Genomic DNA, 21,296 nt, shown 5'->3' with positions numbered 1-21,296 from the left:
GTCCGGCGGCCTCAGCGCCTCGGCCTGGGCCGCGATCCGGTCCGCTGGCGCGGCCGGTCCTGCTCGTCGACCGGGAAGCGCGGCGGGGGCAGGTGGGTGACCTCGTCCACGGCCCTCGCCAGCTCCCTCTTGGTGTCCGGCAGCCGCGGCGGACGCGCCGCAGGCGGCACTCCCAGCGCGCTGGTGAGGTCACCGAACGCCGACCGCCGCCAGGGCGTCAGGTTCGGGATCCGGACGCCCGTGATCCGCTCCAGGAGCCGCAGCGTCGAGGTGTGGTCGAACGGCTCGGACGCCACCCAGCCGCCCTGCGTCCACGGCGACACCAGCAGGCACGGCACCCGGAACCCGCCGCCGATCGGCAGCCCGCCGACGAACTCGCCCTCGGTCCCGGGCGGGGGGGTGGGCGGCGGCACGTGGTCGAACAACCCGTCGTTCTCGTCGTAGTTCAGGATGAACAGCGTCTTCCGCCACACCTCCGGGCACGAGGCGATCGCGTCGATCTGACGCGCGATGAAGTCCGCGCCCGCCGCGGGGGTGTAGTCCGGATGCTCCGACTGGAAGCTCGTCGGGATGATCCACGACACGGTCGGCAACCGGTCGTTCCTCGCGTCGTGGGCGAACTGCCCGGCGTCGTAGGCCCGCAGGCCGTTCCTGTAGAGGGGGGAGCTCTCCGTCGCGTCCTGGAACGCCTTGAAGTACTCCAGGACGTTGCAGCCGTAGTTGTCGGTCTGCTGGTACACCCGCCACGACACCCCGGCGTTCGTCAGCGCCTCCGGGTACGTCCGCCACTCGTACGGGATCGGGTCGGCGTTCGAGGTCACCGGGCCGCCGTACCCGCCGTCCGCGTCGATGGTCCCGCTCATCAGGTACAGCCGGTTCGGCCACGTCGGGCCCAGCACCGAGCAGTGGTACCGGTCGCACACGGTGAACTGCTCGGCGAGCGCCCAGTGGAACGGGATGTCCTCGCGCGTGTAGTAGCCCATCACGTACGGGTAGTTCGCGCCGTCGGCGTTGGAGGCCGAGTGCGCGTAGAGCCAGCGGTCCATCCGCCCGCCGTTCCACGAGGCGTGTTGCACGTTCCACGTGTGGTTGGTGGACGGGATCGACTGCGCGCTCGTCGTCCGCGAGTCCAGGTGGAACGGCAGCAGGTGGTCGTCCGGATTCCGCGGGTCGGGCTGGTAGAACACCGGCCTGCCGTCGGGCAGCCTCGGCGCGTCCGGATCGGAGAACCCGCGCACGCCCGGCATCACGCCGAAGTAGTGGTCGAAGCTCCGGTTCTCCTGCATCAGGACCACCACGTGCTTGATGTCGCGCAGCCGCCCGTTGCGCGGCGGGCGCGCGGTCTCGGCCATCACCCGGCGGACGTTCGGCGGCAGCACCTCGGCGGCGAACGCCGCGGCCACGGCCGCCCCCGCCGTCCCCAGGAGGCGGCGGCGGGTCAGCGCTCCACTCGGCGCCGACGGGGCCGACGCGTCCGGCGTCGGCATCGGCACACGGGCCCCATCCGGCTCCAGATCCGGCATTCCGGCTCCCGTCTCTCTCCGTTCATGGAAATGCCGGAACGAACCTGCCGCACCAACGGTGACGCTGGGTAGCCGCGCCGGGTGAACATGTTCCTTACCCGGCCGCGACACTCACCGGTACTCCCGGAGACGCAGCTCAGGACCGTCGAAGGAAGTAATCGGAAGAACGGCCGATACCGAACGCAACCCCGGTCGCCCCCGCCCGACGCCCCACCATCCTGAAGGCTCGGGTGATCGAACGCGAGGACCGCACCCGGGCTTTCAGCCGTCTTTGCCCAGCAGGACGCCGAGGGGGACACCCGCGAGTTCCCGCACCTCATGCGCCATGTGCGCCTGATCCGCGTACCCGGCGCCCACCGCCGCGTCCGCCGCCGGAACCCCCGCCCGCGCCGCCCGCAGCACCCGCTGGAACCTCAGGACGCGCTGCAGGACCTTCGGGCCGTACCCGAACGCCACCAGCGCCCGCCGCCGCAACTGCCGCTCACTCAGGCCCACCGCGTCCGCCACGTCCCGCACGGACGCCCCCGAAGCCAACCCCCGCACCACCGGCGCCACCATCGGATCCACCGGCCCCGCCGTCCGCCCCCGCTCCACCACCGCCGACACCAGCACGTCCCACCGCTGATCACCGTCCGGAACGACAAGCCACTCGGACGAAAGCGGCCGAGCGGACGACAGCGAGGGAGCAGGCGCGTGCGGGAGCGTGGGCGCGCCGGGCCAGTGCGGGGGAGCGGGTGCGTGCGGGCGCGTGGGCGCGCCGGGCGAGTGCGGGACGGCGTGCGCGACCAGTTCACCCAGGCGGACGGCATCGTCGCCCCACAGTTCGGAAAGCGGGACGCGGGCGTCGCGCAGGGCGTCCGCCGGGACGCCGAGCAACGGCGCGGCCCGACCCGGCGCGAACCGGACGCCCACCAGCTCCTCGCCCGGCTCCAGCGGCGTGGGCATCGGACCCGTGTCCGGCCCCGCCACCGTGAACTCCGCGTCCCGCGACCACCAGATCAGATCTACGCAGCCGTCCGGGACCACCCGCTGGACGACCCGCCCCGCGTCCACCGGCACCACCTGACGCCAGAGGCGGGCCAACCCCGAACCGGCGGGCGCGGCCTCCTCCCGGTAACCCATCCGACCCCCTGAACAACCCGCCCTGACCTGGGCAGGGCCCTCAAGGTAGCCAAGATGCGAAAGGGGAGGACATCATGACCGACCTCAGAGGTAGGACGATCGCCTTTCTCGCCGCCCCGAAGGCACCGAGCAAATCGAACTCACCGAGCCCTGGACGGCCGTCGAGCAGGCGGGCGGCACCCCGCGCCTCGTCTCCACCGCCGCCGGCCGCATCCCGGGCCGCCGTCGAAGCCCTCGCGGGCTGACGCCCCACCCGCCCCGCCGACCGCCGAAACCGGGATGGTCCAGACCAATGGGCTGGACCACTGGATGAACGTTCGAGGTCAATGACCTGCCCAAATACCGATACCGGCAGGTAACTCGATACCGTTGTGCTACGTGACCCGTCGAGCGAAGATCATCAGCACCATCGGCCCCGCCGTCTCCAGTCCGGAGCGGATCGACGACCTCGTCGAGGCCGGCGTCGACGTCGCCAGGCTCAACATGAGCCATGGCGAACACGCCGTCCACGAAGAGGTCTACCACCGCATCCGCGCCGCCGCCGAACGCCACGGCCGCGCCGTCGGCATCCTGGCCGACCTGCAGGGCCCCAAGATCCGCATCGGCCGTTTCCCCGACGGCCCGGTCCGGCTCACGCTCGGCGACACCTTCGTCATCACCACCGAGCCCGTCCCCGGCACCCGCCGCGAGGTCTCCACCACCTACCAGGGCCTCCCCGGCGACGTCTCGCCCGGCGACACCGTCCTCATCGACGACGGCCGCGTCGCCCTCCGCGTCACCGCCGTCGAAGGCCCCCGCGTCACCACCCAGGTCACCGTCGGCGGCATGGTCTCCGACAACAAGGGCCTCAACCTCCCCGGCGTCCCCGTCAGCGTCCCCGCCCTCACCGAGAAGGACGAGACCGACCTCCGCTGGGCCCTGCGCCTCGGCGTCGACATGGTCGCGCTCTCCTTCGTCCGCAGCCCCGAGGACGCGGAGATCTGCTATCGGATCATGGACGAGGAGGGCATCCGCGTCCCCCTCATCGGCAAGATCGAGAAGCCCCAGGCCGTCCGGAACCTCAAGGAGATCGTCGCCGCCTTCGACGGCATCATGGTCGCCCGCGGCGACCTCGGCGTCGAGCTCCCCCTCGAAGAGGTCCCCATCGTCCAGAAGCGCGCCATCGAACTCTGCCGCGACAAGGCCCGCCCGGTCATCGTCGCCACCCAGATGCTCGAATCCATGATCAGCGCGCCCCGCCCCACCCGCGCCGAGACCAGCGACGTCGCCAACGCCGTCTTCGAGGGCGCCGATGCCGTCATGCTCTCCGGCGAGACCAGCGTCGGCCAGTACCCCATCGAGTCCGTCCGCACCATGAGCCGCATCGTGCAGACCGCCGAGGGATCCAGCCTCCACGCCACCCACACCCTCGAGCGCATGCCCGAGACCGTCGGCGGCGCCATCGCCCGCGCCGCCGCCGAGGTCGGCGCCATCGTCGGCGCGAAGGCCCTGGTCGCCTTCACCATGTCCGGCGAGACCGCCCGCCGCCTCTCCCGCTACCGCTCGCCCATCCCCCTGCTCGCCTTCACCTCCGTCCCCGCCATCCGCGGCCGCCTCGCCCACGTCTGGGGCGTCGAGACCTACATCGTCCCCTTCGCCGACGAATCCGACGAGATGGTCCGCCAGGTCGAACAGGGCCTCCTGGAATCCGGCCGCTGCCAGAAGGGCGACCGCGTCGTCATCGTCGCCGGCAACCCGCCCGGCACCCCCGGCTCCACCAACTCCCTCCGCGTCCACCGCATCGGCGACGCGATAGCCCACCTCAACGACTGATCCGCGCCCACCCACGGACGCGGCGCATGGCGGACGCCGCGCACGTTCCAACCCGGACACCCACAGTCCGCAATAACGACACCGGACGGGGTCCGTACCGGAGGCTGAAAACCACCTCCGGCACGGACCCCGCCCGCCGTCACCACCGCGTCCGGCACAGATGCCGTCCCCCGTCAGCGCGACGCTCACCAGGAGCCGGCGCGCATCGACGACGCCCGACGGCACCCGGACCGCGTCACACCTGCTCCATCACCTCGGGCTCAGCGACCCGCGCCCGCACCGACGCACGGCGGTCGTTCAGCAGCACCACCACGGCCAGCACCACACCAGCCGCCGTCAACGCCGCAGCCACCGGATACAGCCCGCGCGCACCATCGCCCGCGTCGATCACCCGGCCGCCCAGCCAGCCCGCGAACGCCGCCGCCACCTGGTACCCCGACGCGTTCACCGCCACCGCCAGCATCGGAGCCGTTCGCGCCGACGTCACCACCCGCGTCTGCATCCCCGGGACCACCGCGAACGCCAACGCCCCCAGCACGAACACCAGCACCGCCGCCGACCCCCGGTGCCCACCCGCGAACCACCCCGCGCCCAGCACCCCCGCCAGCACCGCGAGCAGGCCCACCACCGACGGCATCAGCGCCCGGTCCGCCAGCCAGGCCCCGCCGAAGTTCCCCAGCACCGCGCCCGCGCCGTACACCAGCAGCAGCACCGGCACCGCACCCGACGCGAACCCCGCCACGTCCGTCATCAGCGGAGCCACGAAGCTGAACACCATCACGACCCCGACATTGCCCAGCACCGTCAACGCGATCGCCGCCAGGACGCCCCGATCCGCGACCGCCCGCAGCCCGTCCGCCGCCGACACCCCGTCCAGCGCCGAACCACCCGCCGGCACCGACCGCACCACCAGCGGCAACGCCACCAGCACCAGAACCGCGACCGCCCCGAACGACGCGCGCCACCCCACCGCGTGACCCACCAGCGTCCCGAGCGGCGTCCCCAGCACCATGCCGAGGTTCATCCCGACCGTCAGCCGCGCGACCGCCCGCGCCTGACCCCCCTCCGGCGCCGCGCCGACCGCCGTCGTGACCGCCACCGCGAAGAACGTCGCGACCACCAGCCCCGCCGCGAACCGCCCCACCAGGAGCGACGCGTAGTTCGGCGCCGCCGCCGACCACGCGTTCGCCGCGATCGCCACCGCGATCAGACCCGCCACCAGCGCCCGCCGCGACATCCTCGCCGTCAGGACGGTCACCACCGGCCCTCCGACGATCATCCCCGCCGCGTACGCCGTCACCAGCAGTCCCGCCGCCGGAACCGACACATGGAGACCGCCCGCCACGTCCGGCAGGATCCCCGCTACCACGAACTCGCCCGTCGTCAGCCCGAACACCACGAGCATCAGCGACCAGAGCAGCACGAAGTGCCACCACCCAACTAGTTACGACTCGAATGATTCGAGTCATAATAATCATGGATCGAAGCACCTCGCTAGACTTCCCCCATGCGCAAGCCCGCCGCCGACACCGAACTCGACCGCGACATCTGCAAACTCGCCCACCGCTTCATCCAGCGCCTCGACGCCCACGTCCGCCAAGCCGCCGACGAACTCGACCTCACCCCCACCCAGGTCATCGCCCTCCGCGAACTCACCGAGCCCATCACCGCCCGCGAACTCGCCCACCGCATGGTCTGCGAACCCCCCAACGCGACCTTCGTCATCGACCGCCTCGAAAAGCAGGGCCTCATCGAACGCCGCCCCCACCCCACCGACCGCCGCGCCAAACAGGTCGTCCTCACCGAGACCGGCGAACAACGCCGCGCCGAGGTCCTCGACTGCCTCGCCGCCCACACCCCCCTGACCGCACTCACCGACACCCAGCAGGACGCCCTCCGCGCCCTCCTCCAGAACCTCGTCGACTGACCCCGGACGACGTCCCTCGTCCGCCCGGCCCCACCCGCGCCCTCAGTACTTGGGCCCGACGAACTCGTCCAGCCGAGCCACCGCCTCAGCCCGCGCCACCGAGATGGTGAGCTTGTTCATCTGCCGCCACTGGACCCCGAGCCGGTCGAGCGCGTCAGTGAACAGGGCCCGGATGTCGCCAGAGACGTTCGTGAAGTTGTAGCGGGGGTACTCGTACCAGCGGTCACCGGACGGCAGTGGACGTCGGACGCGATTGACGAATCGCGTCCCGTCCGAGTGGAGAAGCCCTCGGACGAAGACTTCGGTGTGGTCGCGCACCAGTGCTTCCTGCCAGGGTGCGAGTTCGATGTGGCGTTCGTGCTTCTTGCCCGCGCCGTGCTGCGGAAACAGGCAGGTCCAGTGTTTGGAGTGGCTGTTGACCTCGACGCAGCCCTGCTTGGGGATGAGGCGCACCTTGTTGGCCGGCCTGACCGCCTGCAGGGCCTCGACGCACTCCTGCGTCAGGCCAGGCCACGTGTTGGCGCAGATGATCCGCAGTGCCCAGATGCGCTTGTCGCGGCGACCGACCCAGCTGATGTAGCCGTCGCCGAGGTAGAGCCCCAAGAGGTACACGTAGGCCGCTGGATTCTCCGGGGCGGTAGGGGGAGAAGCGCAGCGAGGGCATTCGGCCTTCGGTGCCGCAATTTCCACGCCCGTGTCGCGCCGATGGCGCCACTCGCGGATGGCGGCGCGAGAAGCGCCCGTCTGTCGGCTGGCCTCACTGAAGGTGAGGCCCTGATCAAGCAAGGCGAGCGCGAGCTCTCGTGTCCTGGTGTCGTACATGCGGCGAGCATCACACAGGGGTACGACAAAAACGCCGCCCGTGATGGGCGGCGTTTCCATTTAGTGCTATTTGATTATTTGTGCCCCGAGTGGGATTCGAACCCACACTTGATGTGGTTTGAGCACATTTCCTCTGCCATTGGGATATCGGGGCATTTAGTGGACATCTGGTGTTATGTCCGGTTCAGTGTCCTAAGGAGAGGGGTCACGGGGACCAGGGTAGCGGACGCCGGTAGGCTCGTGCGCGTGACGGAGAGCGCTCGGCGAGTTGTGATCGCAGAAGATGAGGCCCTGATCCGGCTGGACCTCAAGGAGATGCTTCAGGAGGACGGCTACGAGGTCGTGGGCGAGGCGGGGGACGGGGAGGCCGCGGTGCGGCTGGCCGTCGACCTGAAGCCCGACCTTGTCATCCTCGACGTCAAGATGCCGGTACTGGACGGGATCAGCGCGGCGGAGCAGATCTCGGCGGCGCGGGTCGCGCCGGTGGTGATGCTGACGGCGTTCTCGCAGGCCGAGCTCGTCCAGCGGGCGACCGAGGCCGGGGCGATGGCGTACCTGGTCAAGCCGTTCACCAAGGCTGACCTGCGGCCCGCGATCGAGGTCGCGGTGAGTCGGTACACCGAGTTGCGGGCGCTGGAGGCCGAGGTCGCGGGGCTGGCCGAGCGGCTGGAGACCCGCAAGGTGGTCGACCGGGCGAAGGGGCTGCTGCAGGCGGCGAACGGCTGGACGGAGCCGGACGCGTTCCGGTGGATCCAGAAGACCTCGATGGACCGTCGCCTGACGATGCGCGCGGTGGCCGAGGCGGTCATCGCGGGCGCCGGTGGTGCGGGCGACGAGGAGGGTGAGCCCGCGGCGGGCTGACGCCGTTCCTGAATCCCGGGCCACCCGTGGCGGACTCGTCCGCCACGGGTGGCCCTTTTCGTGTCCGACGTGTCTCGTGTGGGTGGCCGGGGTGTCGCCGGTGGGGCCGACGACGCACGCGATGACAAGGGCGTTGCGTCCGGGGTGATGGTGTGTGGCAGGCGGGTGGCCTGCCGGGGGAGTGTGGAGTGGACGGGGTGTGGCGTGTTCAGGGGGCGTCGGCGGGCCGTGTGGTAGGGGTGCGGCGCGGCCGGTGGGTGTGGGTTTCGCGTGCCCTGTGATGGGTGTCGCATGGCGGCGGCGGTCGGTGTTCGGGGTGGTCACTGAATGTGATTCGCGCTGTATATCGGGTCGTGCGGGAGGGCACGGGGGAGTAACGAACGAGTAACCCTTCTGTCCGGGGGGCCTGTTTCGTCGCCTCTGCTCGGTGTACGACATACCTGGTCCCTGAGTGACCGATATCTCCTCCCAGGATCTCGGACACGTCGGGGCATGACTCGTACCCGATCCCTCCCCGGATCCGGATGGAAAGGTTGGGCACCTTGCGGCGCAACATGATGAGAATCACCGGTGCTGTGGCGGTGAGCGCGGTGCTGGCGCTCGGTGCCGGCGCGTGCAGCAGCAGCAAGAAGTCGGGCGGTGGCGACGAGGTCACGATCGGGTTCATGGGTGACCTGACCGGTGAGAACTCGGGCCTGGTGATTCCGCCCAAGCAGGGCGCGCAGCTCGCGATCGACCAGTACAACGCGACGAACCCCAAGGTCAAGATCAAGTTCAAGACCTACGACTCGCAGGGCAAGCCGGAGCAGGCGACGACCCTGGTGCAGGGCGCGATCAAGAACGACAAGATCGCGGGCCTGATCGGCCCGGCGTTCTCGGGTGAGTCGCAGGCGGTGAACCCGATCCTGAACGAGGCGAAGATCCCGTCGATCACGCCCTCGGCGACGAACGTGACGCTGGCGGACAAGGGCTGGAGCTTCTGGCACCGGGTCGTCGCGAACGACACCGTGCAGAGCGCCGGCGCGGCCCAGTTCATCTCGGACGCGCTGAAGGCCAAGAAGGTCTTCACGGTGGACGACAACCAGGACTACGGCAAGGGCCTGGCGACCGGCATCAAGACGGCCGTGACGGGCAAGGGCGCGCAGGTCCAGAGTGACTCGGTGGACGACAAGGCCACCGACTACTCGTCCACGGTCAACAAGATCAACCAGTTCAAGCCGGACGCGGTGTACTTCGGCGGCTACTACTCGGTGGCGGGGCGGCTGTTCAAGCAGCTGCGCGAGTCCGGGTTCAAGGGCGCCCTGATGTCGGGTGACGGTTCGGTCGCCGCGGGTCTGATCGAGGCCCAGGGGCAGCAGAACACCAAGAACACGTTCCTGTCCTGCGGCTGCCTGATCGACCCCGAGGGCAAGTCGAACGACAAGGCGAAGACCTTCGCGGCGGACTACAAGGCGAAGTTCGGCGCGGACGTGGCGATCTACTCGACCGAGGGCTATGACGCCGCGACGTCGTTCATCGAGGCCCTGAAGGCCGGCAAGACGTCGGCCGAGGACATCAACTCCTTCCTGAAGACCGAGAGCTTCCAGGGCGTCGGCAAGGAGATCAAGTACGACGACAAGGGCGAGCTCGCCGCGCACGACATCTTCATCTACCAGGTGTCGGGCAACAAGATCGGTCTGCTGGGCAAGGCCGACGTGGCCAAGCCCACGAGCTGAGGCTCGCGCCTCTACGGCCCCTCGTAGGAGGGGCGCCTTGACCGTGCGGGGGCGGGAGCGCCACAAGCGCTCCCGCCCCTTTTGACAAGGGCGACTCAGGTGTTCTCAGACTTCATTCATCAATTCTGGCCGTCGACGATCGACGGCCTCTCCCTCGGCGCGGTGTACGCGCTGGTGGCGCTCGGGTACACGATGGTGTACGGCGTCCTGCGGCTGATCAACTTCGCGCACGCGGACATCTTCATGGTGGGGACGTTCGCGGCGATGTGGACGGTCAAGACCATGGGCGTGTCGGACCTGGGCGGGTTCGCCCTGGTGGGCGCGATCCTCCTGTCGGCGGTCGTGGCGGGCGCCGTGTCGGGTGGTGGCGCGGTGGTGCTGGAGCTGGTCGCGTACCGGCCGTTGCGCAAACGCGGGGCGTCCCGGCTGGCGGCGCTGATCTCGGCGATCGGCGCGTCGATCGTGATCGAGCAGCTGTTCGCGACGATCGTGATCCCGCAGGTGTTCGGTCTGCCGAAGGAGAAGGGCAAGATCGCGCAGGCGTACCACTTCGTGCACCGGACGGACCTGGTCGACATCGGTCCGATCAAGATCGCGAACGACCGCATGATCATCTTCCTCGGCGCGATCCTCATCATGATCGCGCTGGACCAGTTCGTGAATCGCACGAAGCTCGGCCGCGGGATCCGGGCCACGGCCCAGGACCCGGAGAGCGCCGTGCTCATGGGTGTGAACATCGACCGGGTGGTGACCGCGACGTTCCTGGTCGGCGGCGTGATGGCCGGTGCGGCGGCGGCGCTGTACTACGCCCGGTTCGAGGAGGCGTGGTACTTCTCGGGCTTCCTGCTCGGCATCAAGGCGTTCACGGCGGCGGTGCTGGGCGGTATCGGCAACATCCGCGGCGCGCTCGTCGGCGGTGTGGTCCTCGGGCTGTTCGAGTCGTACGGCTCGAGCCTGTTCGGGTCGCAGTGGAAGGACGTGGTGGCGTTCTCGGTGCTGATCCTGGTCCTGATGTTCCGTCCCACCGGAATCCTCGGTGAGTCTCTCCAGCAGGCGCGCGCATGAGCGGCATCAAGTGGCGCCGGCAGGTTGAGTTCTTCGATGTGTTCGCTCCGGTGCGTGCCTGGTGGGCCACGGCTCCCGGCTGGCAGCGGTGGAGTGTGTACCTGCTGCTGATCGTCGGCGCGCTGCTGTTGCCGTCGCAGGTGATCGGTTCGTTCATGGCGCCGGGAGAGTCGGACTGGCCGACGATGCTGAGCGACCAGATCGGCATCTTCGTGCTGCTGGGGCTCGGCCTGAACGTCGTGGTCGGCATGGCGGGTCTGCTGGACCTGGGCTACGTGGCGTTCTACGCGGTCGGTGGGTACACGATCGCGGTCTTCGCGACGAAGTACCACTGGAGCTTCTGGGCGACGCTGGTCCTGGCGATCCTGACGGCGGCCCTGGCAGGCGTGCTGCTGGGCGCTCCGACGCTGCGGCTGCGGGGCGACTACCTGGCGATCGTGACGCTGGGGTTCGGTGAGATCGTCCGGTTGACGGCGAACAACCTGAACTACGTGAACGGGCCGCGCGGCATCCAGGGGATTCCGCACCCGCCGACGTTGACGGAGTGGACGATCCCGGGCCTGGAGGTCCAGCCGTTCAAGTACGGGCTGCTGGACTCGCGTCCGTACTACTACCTGCTGGTCTTCTTCATCGTGGTCGCGATCATCTTCGTGAAGCGGCTGGAGAGGTCCCGGGTGGGACGGGCGTGGGCGTCGATCCGCGAGGACGAGGACGCGGCGGAGCTGATGGGCGTGCCGACGTTCAAGTTCAAGCTGGCGGCGTTCGCGATCGGCGCGGCGATCGGCGGCAGCGGCGGCGTGGTGTTCGCGGCGAAGCAGACGTCGATCAACCCGGGCAGCTTCACGTTCATGGTGTCGGCGCTGGTGCTGGCGGGCGTGGTCCTCGGTGGTTCGGGCAACATCCCGGGCGTGATCGTGGGCTCGTTCCTGCTGGCGTGGCTGCCGGAGCGGTTCCGTGAGCTGTCGGACTACCGGATGCTGATCTTCGGTGTGGCGCTCGTGGCGATGATGATCTTCCGTCCGGAGGGCGTGTGGCCGTCCCGGCAGCGGAGGGCCGAGCTCGCCGAGGGCAGCGGCGGCATGGGGTCGATGGGCGCCGAGGTCGCGGGGCCGGAGACGGCCGCGGAGGTGACCAAGTGAGTGAGTCCAGGACCAAGAACGCCACGCAGGACGGCGCGCAGGCCCGGCCGGTGCTGGAGCTGCGCAAGGTCGTGATGCGCTTCGGCGGCGTCGTGGCGATCAACGAGCTGGACCTGACGATCCGTGAGGGCGAGATCTTCGCGCTCATCGGGCCGAACGGCGCGGGCAAGACCACGGTGTTCAACGTGACGACCGGGGTGTACCGGCCGACCGAGGGCGAGGTGGTCTTCGGCGGGCGGCGCATCGACGGCAAGAAGCGGTACGCCGTGACGAAGCTCGGTGTGGCGCGGACGTTCCAGAACGTCCGGCTGTTCCACAACATGACGGCGCTGGAGAACGTCATGGTGGGCGCGGACGCGCACCACCGGACGGGCGTGGCGGGCGCGGCCCTCGGGCTGCCGTGGCACCGGCGCGAGGAGCGCCGGGGCCGGGAGAAGGCCGCCGAGCTGCTGGAGTTCGTCGGTGTGGGGCATCGCGGCGGTGAGGCCGCCAAGAACCTGCCGTACGGCGACCAGCGGCGCCTGGAGATCGCGCGTGCGCTGGCGACCGATCCGCAGCTGCTGCTGCTGGACGAGCCGGCCGCGGGCATGAACCCGGCGGAGAAGGTCGAGCTGCAGGGGCTGATCCGCAAGATCCGCGACTCGGGCGTGACCGTGCTGCTGATCGAGCACGACATGAGCCTGGTGATGGGGATCAGCGACCGGATCGCGGTGGTGGACTTCGGGCAGAAGATCGCCGAGGGGCTTCCCGCCGAGATCCAGAACGACCAGCGGGTCATCGAGGCGTACCTGGGGGCTCCGGCCGATGCTTCTTGAGATCAACGACATCCACGTCCACTACGGCAAGATCGCCGCGCTGAAGGGGATCTCCGTCGAGGTCGACGAGGGCGAGATCGTCACGCTGATCGGCGCGAACGGCGCCGGGAAGACGACGACGCTGAAGACGATCTCGGGGTTGCGTCCGCTGACGTCCGGGTCGATCCGGTTCGCCGGGGCCGACATCAGCAAGATGCCGGGGCACAAGCGGGTGCTGGCGGGCATCGGGCAGTCGCCGGAGGGCCGGGGCGTGTTCCCGGGCATGACGGTGGAGGAGAACCTGCTGATGGGCGCGTACGCCCGGCGCGGGGACTTCTCCAAGGAGCTGGCCGAGGCCTACGAGCTGTTCCCGCGGCTCGCCGAGCGCAAGTCGCAGGCGGGCGGGACGATGTCCGGCGGCGAGCAGCAGATGCTGGCGATCGGCCGCGCGCTGATGGCCAAGCCGAAGGTGCTGCTGCTGGACGAGCCGTCCATGGGCCTGGCGCCGAAGCTGGTGCAGCAGATCTTCTCGATCATCGAGGAGATCAACCGGCGCGGCACGACGGTGCTGCTGGTCGAGCAGAACGCCAGCCAGGCGCTGCAGATCGCGCACCGGGCGTACGTGCTGGAGACCGGGCACGTCGTGAAGTCGGCCCCGGCCGCGGACCTGCTGGACGACCCGCAGGTGCGGGCCGCCTACCTGGGCGGCGGCGCGGACGCGCAGGTCGTCGCGCCGGCCGAGGACGCTCCGGCGGAGGACACTCCGCCGGTCGCCAAGCCGACGCTGGTGGAGGAGGAGGACGACACTTCGTCCTCCTCCTGAGCCACGGTCGTCGGACGGCCGTCGTCGCCCCTGCCCGGGGCGGCGGCGGCCGTTCCGCGTCTGCGGCCGCGGGCCGGGTCAGGACGGGAGGGGGATGTCGGCGGGCGCCGGGTCGGTGACCATGCCGACGGAGGGGGAGCCGAACAGCCGGACGGACTTCACCTTCACGCCCTTGGGCACGTCGAACCACAGGTCGAACTCGGCGCGCACGCCGGCGCCGACCGAGAGCCGGTCGGGCTGCCGCTTGACCATGGTGCTGTTGACGTCCGCGCCGATCTGGCGTCCGTCGCTGAGGACGAGCCGCTGGGCCCAGGTGTCGAAGACCTGGAGGTCGCGACCGGTGTTCACGCACAGCAGCCGGATCCGGACGAACTGCCCCTTCGGCTTCATCTCCGCGTGCGTGCCGAGGATCGTGCTGATCCCGTCGGTGTAGGTGACGACCGTGAACCGCATGTCGCTGCTCTGCCCGGTGCGGTTCTTCTGGACCTTCTCGCCGTCGCGGAGCTTCTCGGAGGGCAGCGTGTAGCCGCTGTCCTTGTGCTGTGAGCAGCCCTGGAGCGAGGAGCCGAGCAGCGCCGCCGCGATCAGACCGGCGACACCCGCCTTGCGCGCCCTCCCGGACCCGCGCGTCCTGTCAGACGCGTGCGCCCCGTCGGCTCTGCCGGCCGTACCGGACCTCCCGGACCTCGGGGGCATGACGGTCGTGAGCGGTCGCACCGGGCGCATGCCCTGACGGTAAGCGGGCGCTTCGCGGCCGTGAAGGCCCGCCGGGATTCGCAACCGAATCGCAACCGGTGAACGGCGGACGGGGGTGTCATCGCACTTCGGAGTGTGCCGTCACCGCCTCCCGGGGCGGGATGCCGGCGTGTCTCCGGGCGGAACGTCGTTGGCCCGAGGCCACCTTTGGGGCCGCAACGCGTCCTCGCGGACGCGTGCGTTGTCTACTCGGTGGCCTCGGGCCTTCCAATCCACGTTACCGACCCGGCCATACCCGCCGCAAAGGAAGCGCCGGTACTGAGCGATCTTTCTCATCCGGGAGCCGCCCGGCCACCGGGATCGCCGGACGGGAGGCGGGAGGGGTCAGCTCTGGGGGGCGTCGCGGAGCATGCAGGTCAGCCGGGCCGTGCAGACGCGGCGGTCCTTGTCGTCGCTGATCACGATCTCGTAGGTCGCCAGGGTCCTCCCGCCGTGCACCAGGGTCGCCACGCCGGTGACGAAACCCGAGGTCGCCGCCCGGTGGTGGGTGGCGTTGATCTCAATTCCGACCGCGATCCGGCCCTCTCCGGCGTGCAGCGCCGAGCCGACCGACCCGAGCGTCTCGGCCAGCACGCAGGACGCGCCGCCGTGCAGCAGCCCGTACGGCTGGGTGTTGCCCTTCACCGGCATCCGGCCCACCACGCGCTCCGGAGAGGCCTCCAGGTACTCGATCCCCATGGACGTGGCCAGATCGCCGGTCATGTCCAGGCCGCCCAGGTCCACGCCGTGCTCGCCGGCGACGACCCGATGCTCCTCCGTCACAGAGCCTCCCTCGAACTGTCGTAGGCGCAGACTAGAGTCCTGGTGTGGCGACCCAAGCACCGACCCCTGACAAGCACGACCGGCTCCTGCTGCTCGACGGGCACTCCCTGGCCTACCGGGCGTTCTTCGCGCTGCCGGTGGAGAACTTCAACACCACCGACGGGCAGCCCACCAACGCGGTGTACGGCTTCACCTCGATGCTCATCAACGTCATGCGCGACGAGCAGCCGACGCACATCGCGGTGGCCTTCGACCGGTCCGAGCCGACGTTCCGGCACGAGCAGTACGACGAGTACAAGGCGGGCCGGGCCAAGACGCCGGACGAGTTCCGCTCCCAGGTCTCGCTGATCTTCGAGGTGCTGGACGCGCTGCGCATCCCGCGCATGTCCGTGGCGGGCTTCGAGGCCGACGACATCATCGCCACCCTCGCGACCCAGGCGTCCGCGCGCGGCATGGAGACCCTCGTCGTCACCGGTGACCGGGACGCCTTCCAGCTGGTCGACGAGCACGTCACCGTGCTGTACCCGATCCGCGGCGTGTCCGAGCTCGCCCGCATGGACCCGGCCGCCGTCGAGGGCAAGTACGGCGTCCCGCCCGAGCGGTACCGCGAGCTCGCCGCGCTCGTCGGCGAGTCCAGCGACAACCTGCCGGGCGTCCCCGGCGTCGGCCCGAAGACCGCCGCCAAGTGGCTCGCCAAGTACGGCGACCTCGACGCGCTGGTCGCGAGGGTGGACGAGATCAAGGGCAAGGCGGGCGACAACCTGCGCGAGCACCTGGCCGGCGTCCTGCGCAACCAGCAGATCAACGAGCTCGACCGCGAGGTCGCCCTCGAGCGGACGCCCGACCTGCTCCAGATGGGCCAGTGGGACCGCGAGGAGATCCACACCCTGTTCGACTCGCTCCAGTTCCGGGTGCTGCGCGAGCGGCTCTACGCCTCGCTCACCACCGCCGAGCCCGAGGCCGACGAGGGCTTCGACATCGAGCTGGACGTCCTGGAGCCCGGCGCGCTCGGCGCCTGGCTCGAGGCCAACGCCCCCGCCGGTGAGCGCACCGGCCTCGCCGTCACCGGCTCCTGGGGTCGCGGCACGGGCGAGATCACCGCGCTCGCCGTCGCGTCCCGCGAGGGCCCGGCCGTCCACCTCGACCCGGCCGAGCTGGTCGAGGACGACGAGCGCGCCCTGGCCGCCTGGCTCGCCGACCCGTCCCGTCCGAAGGCCGTGCACGACGTCAAGGGGCCGACGCTGGCGCTCGCCGCGCGCGGCCTGGCCCTCGACGGCGTCACCACCGACACCGCCCTGGCCGCCTACCTGGCGCTGCCCGGCCAGCGCACCTTCGACCTCGCCGACCTCGTGCTGCGCTACCTGCACCGCGAGCTGACCAACGAGACCGAGGACACCGGACAGCTCACCCTCGACGGGTCCGGCGAGGAGGAGGCCGCGCAGGAGCTCGCCGTCCGCGCCCGCGCCGTCGCCGAGCTCGCCGACGTGCTGGACGACGACCTCGAGCGGCGCGGCGCGACCCGGCTGCTGCACGACGTCGAGCTGCCGCTCACCCGTGTCCTGGCCGACATGGAGCGGGCGGGCATCGCCGTCGACGCCGACCACCTGGCGTCGCTGTCGGCGTCCCTCGGCGGGCAGGTCAAGGAGCAGGAGCAGGCCGCGCACGAGGCGGTCGGGCACGAGTTCAACCTCGGCTCGCCCAAGCAGGTGCAGCAGGTGCTGTTCGAGGAGCTCGGGCTCCCCAAGACCAAGCGCACCAAGACCGGCTACACCACCGACTCCGAGGCCCTGACGAACCTGCTGGCCAAGGAGGGGCACCCCGTCCTGGAGCGCATCCTGCGGTGGCGCGAGGTCGCGAAGCTGAAGTCGATCGTCGACTCGCTCATCCCGATGCTGGACGACGCGGGCCGCATCCACACCACGTTCAACCAGATGGTCGCGGCCACCGGACGGCTCTCGTCCACCGACCCGAACCTGCAGAACATCCCGATCCGCACGGCCGAGGGCCGGCAGATCCGCGAGGCGTTCGTCGTCGGCGGCGGCTACGAGTCGCTGCTCACCGCCGACTACAGCCAGATCGAACTGCGGATCATGGCGCACCTGTCCGGGGACGAGGCGCTGCTCGAGGCGTTCAACTCCGGCGCCGACTTCCACACCATCACCGCGTCCCGCGTGTTCGGCCTGCCGCCCGAGCAGATCACCTCCGAGCTGCGCGCCCGCATCAAGGCGATGAACTACGGCCTGGCCTACGGGCTGTCCGCCTACGGCCTGTCGCAGCAGCTGCGCATCGCCGTGGACGAGGCCCGCCAGCTGATGGACGAGTACTTCGAGCAGTTCGGCGGGATCCGCGACTACCTCGCCAACGTCGTCGACCAGGCCCGCCGCGACGGCTACACCGAGACCATCCTCGGCCGCCGCCGCTACCTGCCCGACCTGAACTCCGACAACCGGCAGCGCCGCGAGATGGCCGAGCGGATGGCCCTGAACGCGCCGATCCAGGGGTCGGCCGCCGACATCGTCAAGGTCGCAAGCCTCGACGTCGACCGGGCGCTCCGCGACCGGGGCCTGCGCTCGCGCATGCTCCTGCAGGTCCACGACGAACTGGTCATCGAGGTCGCCCCGGGCGAGCTCGACGACCTGAAGTCCCTCGTCGCCGAGCAGATGGCGGGCGCCTACGACCTGCGCGCCCCGCTGTCGGTCTCCATGGGCACCGGCCGCACCTGGCAGGACGCCGCCCACTAGGCGCCCCGTCCACCCGCCGCCCGCCGCCGCTCCGCCCGTCTCAGGAGCGAGCGGCGGGCTCTGTCGTCTGTGGAGCACGGGACCACCGTCCACCGGGGGGACGGGGTGGTTTCTTTTGTGTTCCTTTGGTGTTTCGTGGCCGGACCGGGGGAGGGGCGCGGGCTTAAGGTAGATCACTCGGATAGGTACTCCTTGTCCGTGCCCGCGTAGGTTTCGACCGACGGGAGGCTCGTGCCGCTCCTCCACAAGATCGCCGGAATCGTGGTCGTCTGCGCCCTGGTGCTCGGGCTGGCGTTCCAGGAATACCGGCCGCGCCACGCCCACCACGCCGCCACCACGGGGTCCCAGAAGAAGGCCCCCGCCGACGCGTCGTCCGCGCGTCCCCCGACCCCGACGCCCAGCGGGGCGCCCTCGTCCCCGCCCGCGCCGGGATCCCCCTCCGCGACGCCGACCGGGGACGCGATCCCCGCCGCCGCGCCCGCGGCCGTCCAGGCGAAGGCCAACGAGCTGGGGCAGGTCCCGGTGTTCATGTACCACCGGATCATGAAGCACCCGCTGGCGTCGCTCGACCGCTCGACCAAGGAGCTGTACACCGAGCTGACCCGGCTGGCGAAGACGGGCTACTACCCGATCACCGCCGCCGAGTTCGCGTCCGGACGGCTCGACGTCCCGCTCGGGAAGCACCCGGTCGTGCTGACCTTCGACGACAGCACCCCCGGCCAGTTCTCGCTGGACGCGCAGGGGAACCCGGCCCCCGACACCGCCGTCGCGATCATCCAGCAGGTCGCGCGCGAGCAGCCCGGGTTCCGGCCGGTCGCGACGTTCTACTGCAACGCCGACCTGTTCGCGCTCGGCCCGCGCGCCGCCGAGGGCCTGCGCTGGCTGATCCGCAACGGGTTCGAGGTCGCCAACCACACGGTCACCCACCCCGACCTGCGGACGCTGGGCAAGGCCGGCGTCCAGAAGGAGATCGCGGGCATGGAGGACAAGCTGTTCTCCCTGACCGGCCAGCACACCACGACCTTCGCGTACCCGTTCGGGTCGATCCCGCACAACCGGACCTGGGCGCAGCGCGAGGACGGTAAATATTCCTTCCAGATCGTGTTCCTCGCCGGATGGAAGCCGTCCGAGTCGCCGTTCGACAAGGTGTTCGACCGGTGGGCGGCCACCCGCATCCGGTCCGAGGGGAAGATCAAGGAGAACGACTGCCGGACGTTCTGCTCGACCGCCTGGCTGGACTGGCTGGACGCGCACCCGCAGGAGCGCTACACCTCCGACGGCGACCCGGGAACCGTGACCTTCCCCAAGACGTTCGAGAAGAGACTGGCCAAGCAGTACCGTCCCTACGCGCGCGAATACTGATCGTCTGGAACGCGCCCGGGGCATCGCCCGAAACGCCTGCGGGGGAGGGGGTCCGGCCCCTCCGGCCGCTCGCGGCGGGACGGGTCCCGGGCTCGTTCAGCAGGTGGGGGCCGCCCCCGCGGATTGACCTGAGCGCCCTGGTCCCATATTCTGATCGCTGCGCTGTGGGCTTGTGCGGCTTCGGACGGAGCAGGCTCGCGCTCGGTCAGGTCGTCGACTTCGGTTCGTTCTCGACGCGGGTTCTCCGGAATCCGTGTCTCCTCCGGTCCTCGGCAGGGCGGAAAAGAGCCCTCCGCGCGTGTATTGACACCTCTCAATGTCCGTATCCGGAGTCAGCCGACACATGACGAGCAGCACCGAGGCCACCTCGACCACCCCGCAGGTAGCGGTCAACGACATCGGGTCTGAGGAAGCGTTCCTCGCCGCGATCGACGAGACCATCAAGTACTTCAACGACGGCGACATCGTCGAAGGCACCGTTGTCAAGGTCGATCGGGATGAAGTCCTCCTCGACATCGGCTACAAGACCGAAGGTGTCATCCCGTCCCGTGAGCTCTCCATCAAGCACGACGTCGACCCCAACGAGGTCGTCGCCGTCGGAGACCACGTCGAGGCCCTCGTCCTCCAGAAGGAGGACAAGGAGGGTCGCCTGATCCTGTCCAAGAAGCGCGCCCAGTACGAGCGCGCCTGGGGCACGATCGAGAAGATCAAGGACGAGGACGGCATCGTCACCGGAACGGTCATCGAGGTCGTCAAGGGCGGCCTCATCCTCGACATCGGCCTCCGGGGCTTCCTCCCCGCGTCGCTGGTCGAGATGCGCCGTGTCCGCGACCTCCAGCCCTACGTGGGCCGCGAGCTCGAGGCCAAGATCATCGAGCTGGACAAGAACCGCAACAACGTGGTCCTGTCCCGCCGCGCCTGGCTCGAGCAGACCCAGTCCGAGGTCCGCCAGACCTTCCTCAACACGCTCCAGAAGGGCCAGGTCCGCAAGGGCGTGGTCTCGTCGATCGTCAACTTCGGCGCGTTCGTCGACCTCGGCGGCGTCGACGGTCTGGTGCACGTCTCCGAGCTGTCCTGGAAGCACATCGACCACCCCTCCGAGGTCGTCGAGGTCGGCCAGGAGGTCACGGTCGAGGTCCTGGACGTCGACATGGAGCGCGAGCGCGTCTCCCTGTCGCTCAAGGCGACCCAGGAAGACCCGTGGCAGCAGTTCGCCCGCACCCACCAGATCGGCCAGGTCGTTCCGGGCCGCGTCACCAAGCTGGTGCCGTTCGGCGCGTTCGTCCGGGTCGAGGAGGGCATCGAGGGCCTGGTCCACATCTCCGAGCTGGCCGAGCGCCACGTGGAGATCCCGGAGCAGGTCGTCCAGGTCGGCGACGAGATCTTCGTGAAGATCATCGACATCGACCTCGAGCGTCGCCGCATCAGCCTGTCCCTCAAGCAGGCCAACGAGGGCGCCGCGGCCATGGAGGAAGAGGACTTCGACCCGACCCTCTACGGCATGCCCGCCGAGTACGACGACCAGGGCAACTACAAGTACCCCGAGGGCTTCGACGCCGACACCGGCGAGTGGCTCGAGGGCTACGACACCCAGCGTGAGACCTGGGAGCGTCAGTACGCCGAGGCCCGCTCCCGGTTCGACGCGCACCGCAAGCAGATCGAAGAGGCCCGCAAGGCCGAGGCCGAGGCGGAGGGCGCCCCGGCGTCGTCCGAGGGGGCGGAGACCTCCTACAGCGGTGGCGCCGAGACCGAGACCACCGGTGGCGCGCTCGCGACCGACGAGGCCCTCGCCGCTCTGCGCGAGAAGCTGTCCGGCGGCCAGTGACCCACTGACCGCCAGGGGCCCGCAAGGCCCCCGGTGACCGCCTGACCGCGGCCGGAGAGATCCCCAGGGATCCCTCCGGCCGCGGCTTTTCCATGCCCGCCTCCGGACGCCCTCCGGCCCGCCCGCCGGCTTCACGCCTCGTCCAGCGGGCGGACGGAATGTCGGTTATGGTGCTGTGCTGCGACGGTCGGGGCGTCACGTCGCGAGGGGACGCGGGTGTCTGGGACACTGGTGGTCTCCGGGAGGG

General features: G+C 70.1%; 17 protein-coding genes and 1 tRNA gene. 11 read left to right on the top strand and 7 right to left on the bottom strand.

Annotated features, from left to right (window positions below):
- Positions 1–11: 11 nt before the first annotated feature.
- Both AB0L06_RS34220 and AB0L06_RS34215 read right to left on the bottom strand, forming a co-directional pair.
- Positions 12–1,523 carry an alkaline phosphatase family protein gene (locus tag AB0L06_RS34220; protein WP_500235304.1) on the bottom strand — a complete coding sequence of 504 codons (1,512 nt, stop codon included), beginning with the start codon at positions 1,521–1,523 and terminating at the stop codon, positions 12–14.
- A gap of 261 nt (positions 1,524–1,784) precedes the next feature.
- The gene (locus tag AB0L06_RS34215) at positions 1,785–2,645 is read right to left on the bottom strand and encodes a DUF6597 domain-containing transcriptional factor (RefSeq protein ID WP_500235303.1); all 861 of its coding nucleotides are present in this window, start codon (positions 2,643–2,645) and stop codon (positions 1,785–1,787) included.
- Positions 2,646–3,023: 378 nt separating this feature from the next.
- Between AB0L06_RS34215 and pyk the strand changes: the two genes are divergently transcribed.
- Positions 3,024–4,457 carry a pyruvate kinase gene (gene pyk, locus AB0L06_RS34210; RefSeq protein ID WP_500235302.1) on the top strand — a complete coding sequence of 478 codons (1,434 nt, stop codon included), beginning with the start codon at positions 3,024–3,026 and terminating at the stop codon, positions 4,455–4,457.
- 235 nt (positions 4,458–4,692) lie between these two features.
- Here pyk and AB0L06_RS34205 read toward each other — a convergent pair whose 3' ends face one another.
- Positions 4,693–5,880 (bottom strand): MFS transporter, encoded by a 1,188-nt coding sequence (locus AB0L06_RS34205; RefSeq protein WP_500235301.1) that lies wholly within the window; start codon positions 5,878–5,880, stop codon positions 4,693–4,695.
- An 84-nt stretch (positions 5,881–5,964) separates the two neighbouring features.
- On the opposite strand from AB0L06_RS34205, the gene AB0L06_RS34200 reads away from it, so the two are divergent.
- On the top strand, positions 5,965–6,384 hold the full coding sequence (locus tag AB0L06_RS34200; protein WP_500235300.1) for a MarR family winged helix-turn-helix transcriptional regulator: 420 nt from the start codon (positions 5,965–5,967) through the stop codon (positions 6,382–6,384).
- Positions 6,385–6,426: 42 nt separating this feature from the next.
- On the opposite strand, the gene AB0L06_RS34195 is transcribed toward AB0L06_RS34200, so the two are convergent.
- Complete coding sequence (locus AB0L06_RS34195; protein ID WP_500235299.1) at positions 6,427–7,206, bottom strand: helix-turn-helix domain-containing protein; 780 nt, start codon at positions 7,204–7,206, stop codon at positions 6,427–6,429.
- 81 nt (positions 7,207–7,287) lie between these two features.
- Positions 7,288–7,360, bottom strand: a tRNA-Leu gene (locus AB0L06_RS34190).
- 86 nt (positions 7,361–7,446) lie between these two features.
- On the opposite strand from AB0L06_RS34190, the gene AB0L06_RS34185 reads away from it, so the two are divergent.
- The 6 genes from AB0L06_RS34185 (at position 7,447) to AB0L06_RS34160 (ending at position 13,603) form a co-directional block, all read left to right on the top strand.
- Positions 7,447–8,067 (top strand): ANTAR domain-containing response regulator, encoded by a 621-nt coding sequence (locus AB0L06_RS34185; RefSeq protein WP_500235297.1) that lies wholly within the window; start codon positions 7,447–7,449, stop codon positions 8,065–8,067.
- A 554-nt stretch (positions 8,068–8,621) separates the two neighbouring features.
- Complete coding sequence (locus AB0L06_RS34180) at positions 8,622–9,782, top strand: branched-chain amino acid ABC transporter substrate-binding protein (RefSeq protein WP_500235296.1); 1,161 nt, start codon at positions 8,622–8,624, stop codon at positions 9,780–9,782.
- Between the two features lie 99 nt (positions 9,783–9,881).
- Complete coding sequence (locus AB0L06_RS34175) at positions 9,882–10,847, top strand: branched-chain amino acid ABC transporter permease (RefSeq protein ID WP_500235295.1); 966 nt, start codon at positions 9,882–9,884, stop codon at positions 10,845–10,847.
- A complete protein-coding gene (locus AB0L06_RS34170) occupies positions 10,844–11,986 on the top strand; it encodes a branched-chain amino acid ABC transporter permease (RefSeq protein WP_500235294.1) in 1,143 nt (380 codons plus the stop codon). Before AB0L06_RS34175 ends, AB0L06_RS34170 begins: the two co-directional genes overlap by 4 nt.
- A 74-nt stretch (positions 11,987–12,060) precedes the next feature.
- On the top strand, positions 12,061–12,801 hold the full coding sequence (locus tag AB0L06_RS34165; protein ID WP_500235400.1) for an ABC transporter ATP-binding protein: 741 nt from the start codon (positions 12,061–12,063) through the stop codon (positions 12,799–12,801).
- On the top strand, positions 12,791–13,603 hold the full coding sequence (locus tag AB0L06_RS34160; protein ID WP_500235293.1) for an ABC transporter ATP-binding protein: 813 nt from the start codon (positions 12,791–12,793) through the stop codon (positions 13,601–13,603). The genes AB0L06_RS34165 and AB0L06_RS34160 overlap by 11 nt, the downstream gene beginning before the upstream one ends.
- A 78-nt stretch (positions 13,604–13,681) precedes the next feature.
- On the opposite strand, the gene AB0L06_RS34155 is transcribed toward AB0L06_RS34160, so the two are convergent.
- Together AB0L06_RS34155 and AB0L06_RS34150 are read right to left on the bottom strand one after the other, a co-directional pair.
- Complete coding sequence (locus AB0L06_RS34155) at positions 13,682–14,329, bottom strand: DUF4352 domain-containing protein (protein WP_500235292.1); 648 nt, start codon at positions 14,327–14,329, stop codon at positions 13,682–13,684.
- A 354-nt stretch (positions 14,330–14,683) separates the two neighbouring features.
- A complete protein-coding gene (locus AB0L06_RS34150) occupies positions 14,684–15,061 on the bottom strand; it encodes a PaaI family thioesterase (RefSeq protein WP_500235399.1) in 378 nt (125 codons plus the stop codon).
- A 104-nt stretch (positions 15,062–15,165) separates the two neighbouring features.
- On the opposite strand from AB0L06_RS34150, the gene polA reads away from it, so the two are divergent.
- From polA to rpsA, 3 genes are all read left to right on the top strand, one after another.
- On the top strand, positions 15,166–17,862 hold the full coding sequence (polA, locus tag AB0L06_RS34145) for a DNA polymerase I (protein ID WP_500235291.1): 2,697 nt from the start codon (positions 15,166–15,168) through the stop codon (positions 17,860–17,862).
- A gap of 231 nt (positions 17,863–18,093) precedes the next feature.
- Complete coding sequence (locus AB0L06_RS34140) at positions 18,094–19,224, top strand: polysaccharide deacetylase family protein (protein ID WP_500235290.1); 1,131 nt, start codon at positions 18,094–18,096, stop codon at positions 19,222–19,224.
- 343 nt (positions 19,225–19,567) lie between these two features.
- Positions 19,568–21,049 (top strand): 30S ribosomal protein S1, encoded by a 1,482-nt coding sequence (gene rpsA, locus AB0L06_RS34135; protein WP_500235289.1) that lies wholly within the window; start codon positions 19,568–19,570, stop codon positions 21,047–21,049.
- The last annotated feature ends 247 nt before the right edge of the window (positions 21,050–21,296 follow it).

It is taken from the genome of Spirillospora sp. NPDC052269, assembly GCF_040679435.1.
In the GTDB taxonomy this organism is placed as follows: Bacteria; Actinomycetota; Actinomycetes; order Streptosporangiales; family Streptosporangiaceae; genus Spirillospora.
This window is presented reverse-complemented; position numbering and strand designations above follow the sequence as displayed.

Bases quoted from the DNA above. Each gene is read 5' to 3' on its own strand.
- AB0L06_RS34155 (WP_500235292.1), bottom strand. From the start codon at position 14,329: ATGCGCCCGGTGCGACCGCTCACGACCGTCATGCCCCCGAGGTCCGGG.
- AB0L06_RS34200 (WP_500235300.1), top strand. From the start codon at position 5,965: ATGCGCAAGCCCGCCGCCGACACCGAACTCGACCGCGACATCTGCAAA.
- AB0L06_RS34160 (WP_500235293.1), top strand. From the start codon at position 12,791: ATGCTTCTTGAGATCAACGACATCCACGTCCACTACGGCAAGATCGCC.
- AB0L06_RS34195 (WP_500235299.1), bottom strand. From the start codon at position 7,206: ATGTACGACACCAGGACACGAGAGCTCGCGCTCGCCTTGCTTGATCAG.
- AB0L06_RS34170 (WP_500235294.1), top strand. From the start codon at position 10,844: ATGAGCGGCATCAAGTGGCGCCGGCAGGTTGAGTTCTTCGATGTGTTC.
- AB0L06_RS34220 (WP_500235304.1), bottom strand. From the start codon at position 1,523: ATGCCGGATCTGGAGCCGGATGGGGCCCGTGTGCCGATGCCGACGCCG.
- AB0L06_RS34180 (WP_500235296.1), top strand. From the start codon at position 8,622: ATGATGAGAATCACCGGTGCTGTGGCGGTGAGCGCGGTGCTGGCGCTC.
- AB0L06_RS34165 (WP_500235400.1), top strand. From the start codon at position 12,061: ATGCGCTTCGGCGGCGTCGTGGCGATCAACGAGCTGGACCTGACGATC.
- rpsA (WP_500235289.1), top strand. From the start codon at position 19,568: ATGACGAGCAGCACCGAGGCCACCTCGACCACCCCGCAGGTAGCGGTC.
- AB0L06_RS34215 (WP_500235303.1), bottom strand. From the start codon at position 2,645: ATGGGTTACCGGGAGGAGGCCGCGCCCGCCGGTTCGGGGTTGGCCCGC.
- AB0L06_RS34150 (WP_500235399.1), bottom strand. From the start codon at position 15,061: ATGACCGGCGATCTGGCCACGTCCATGGGGATCGAGTACCTGGAGGCC.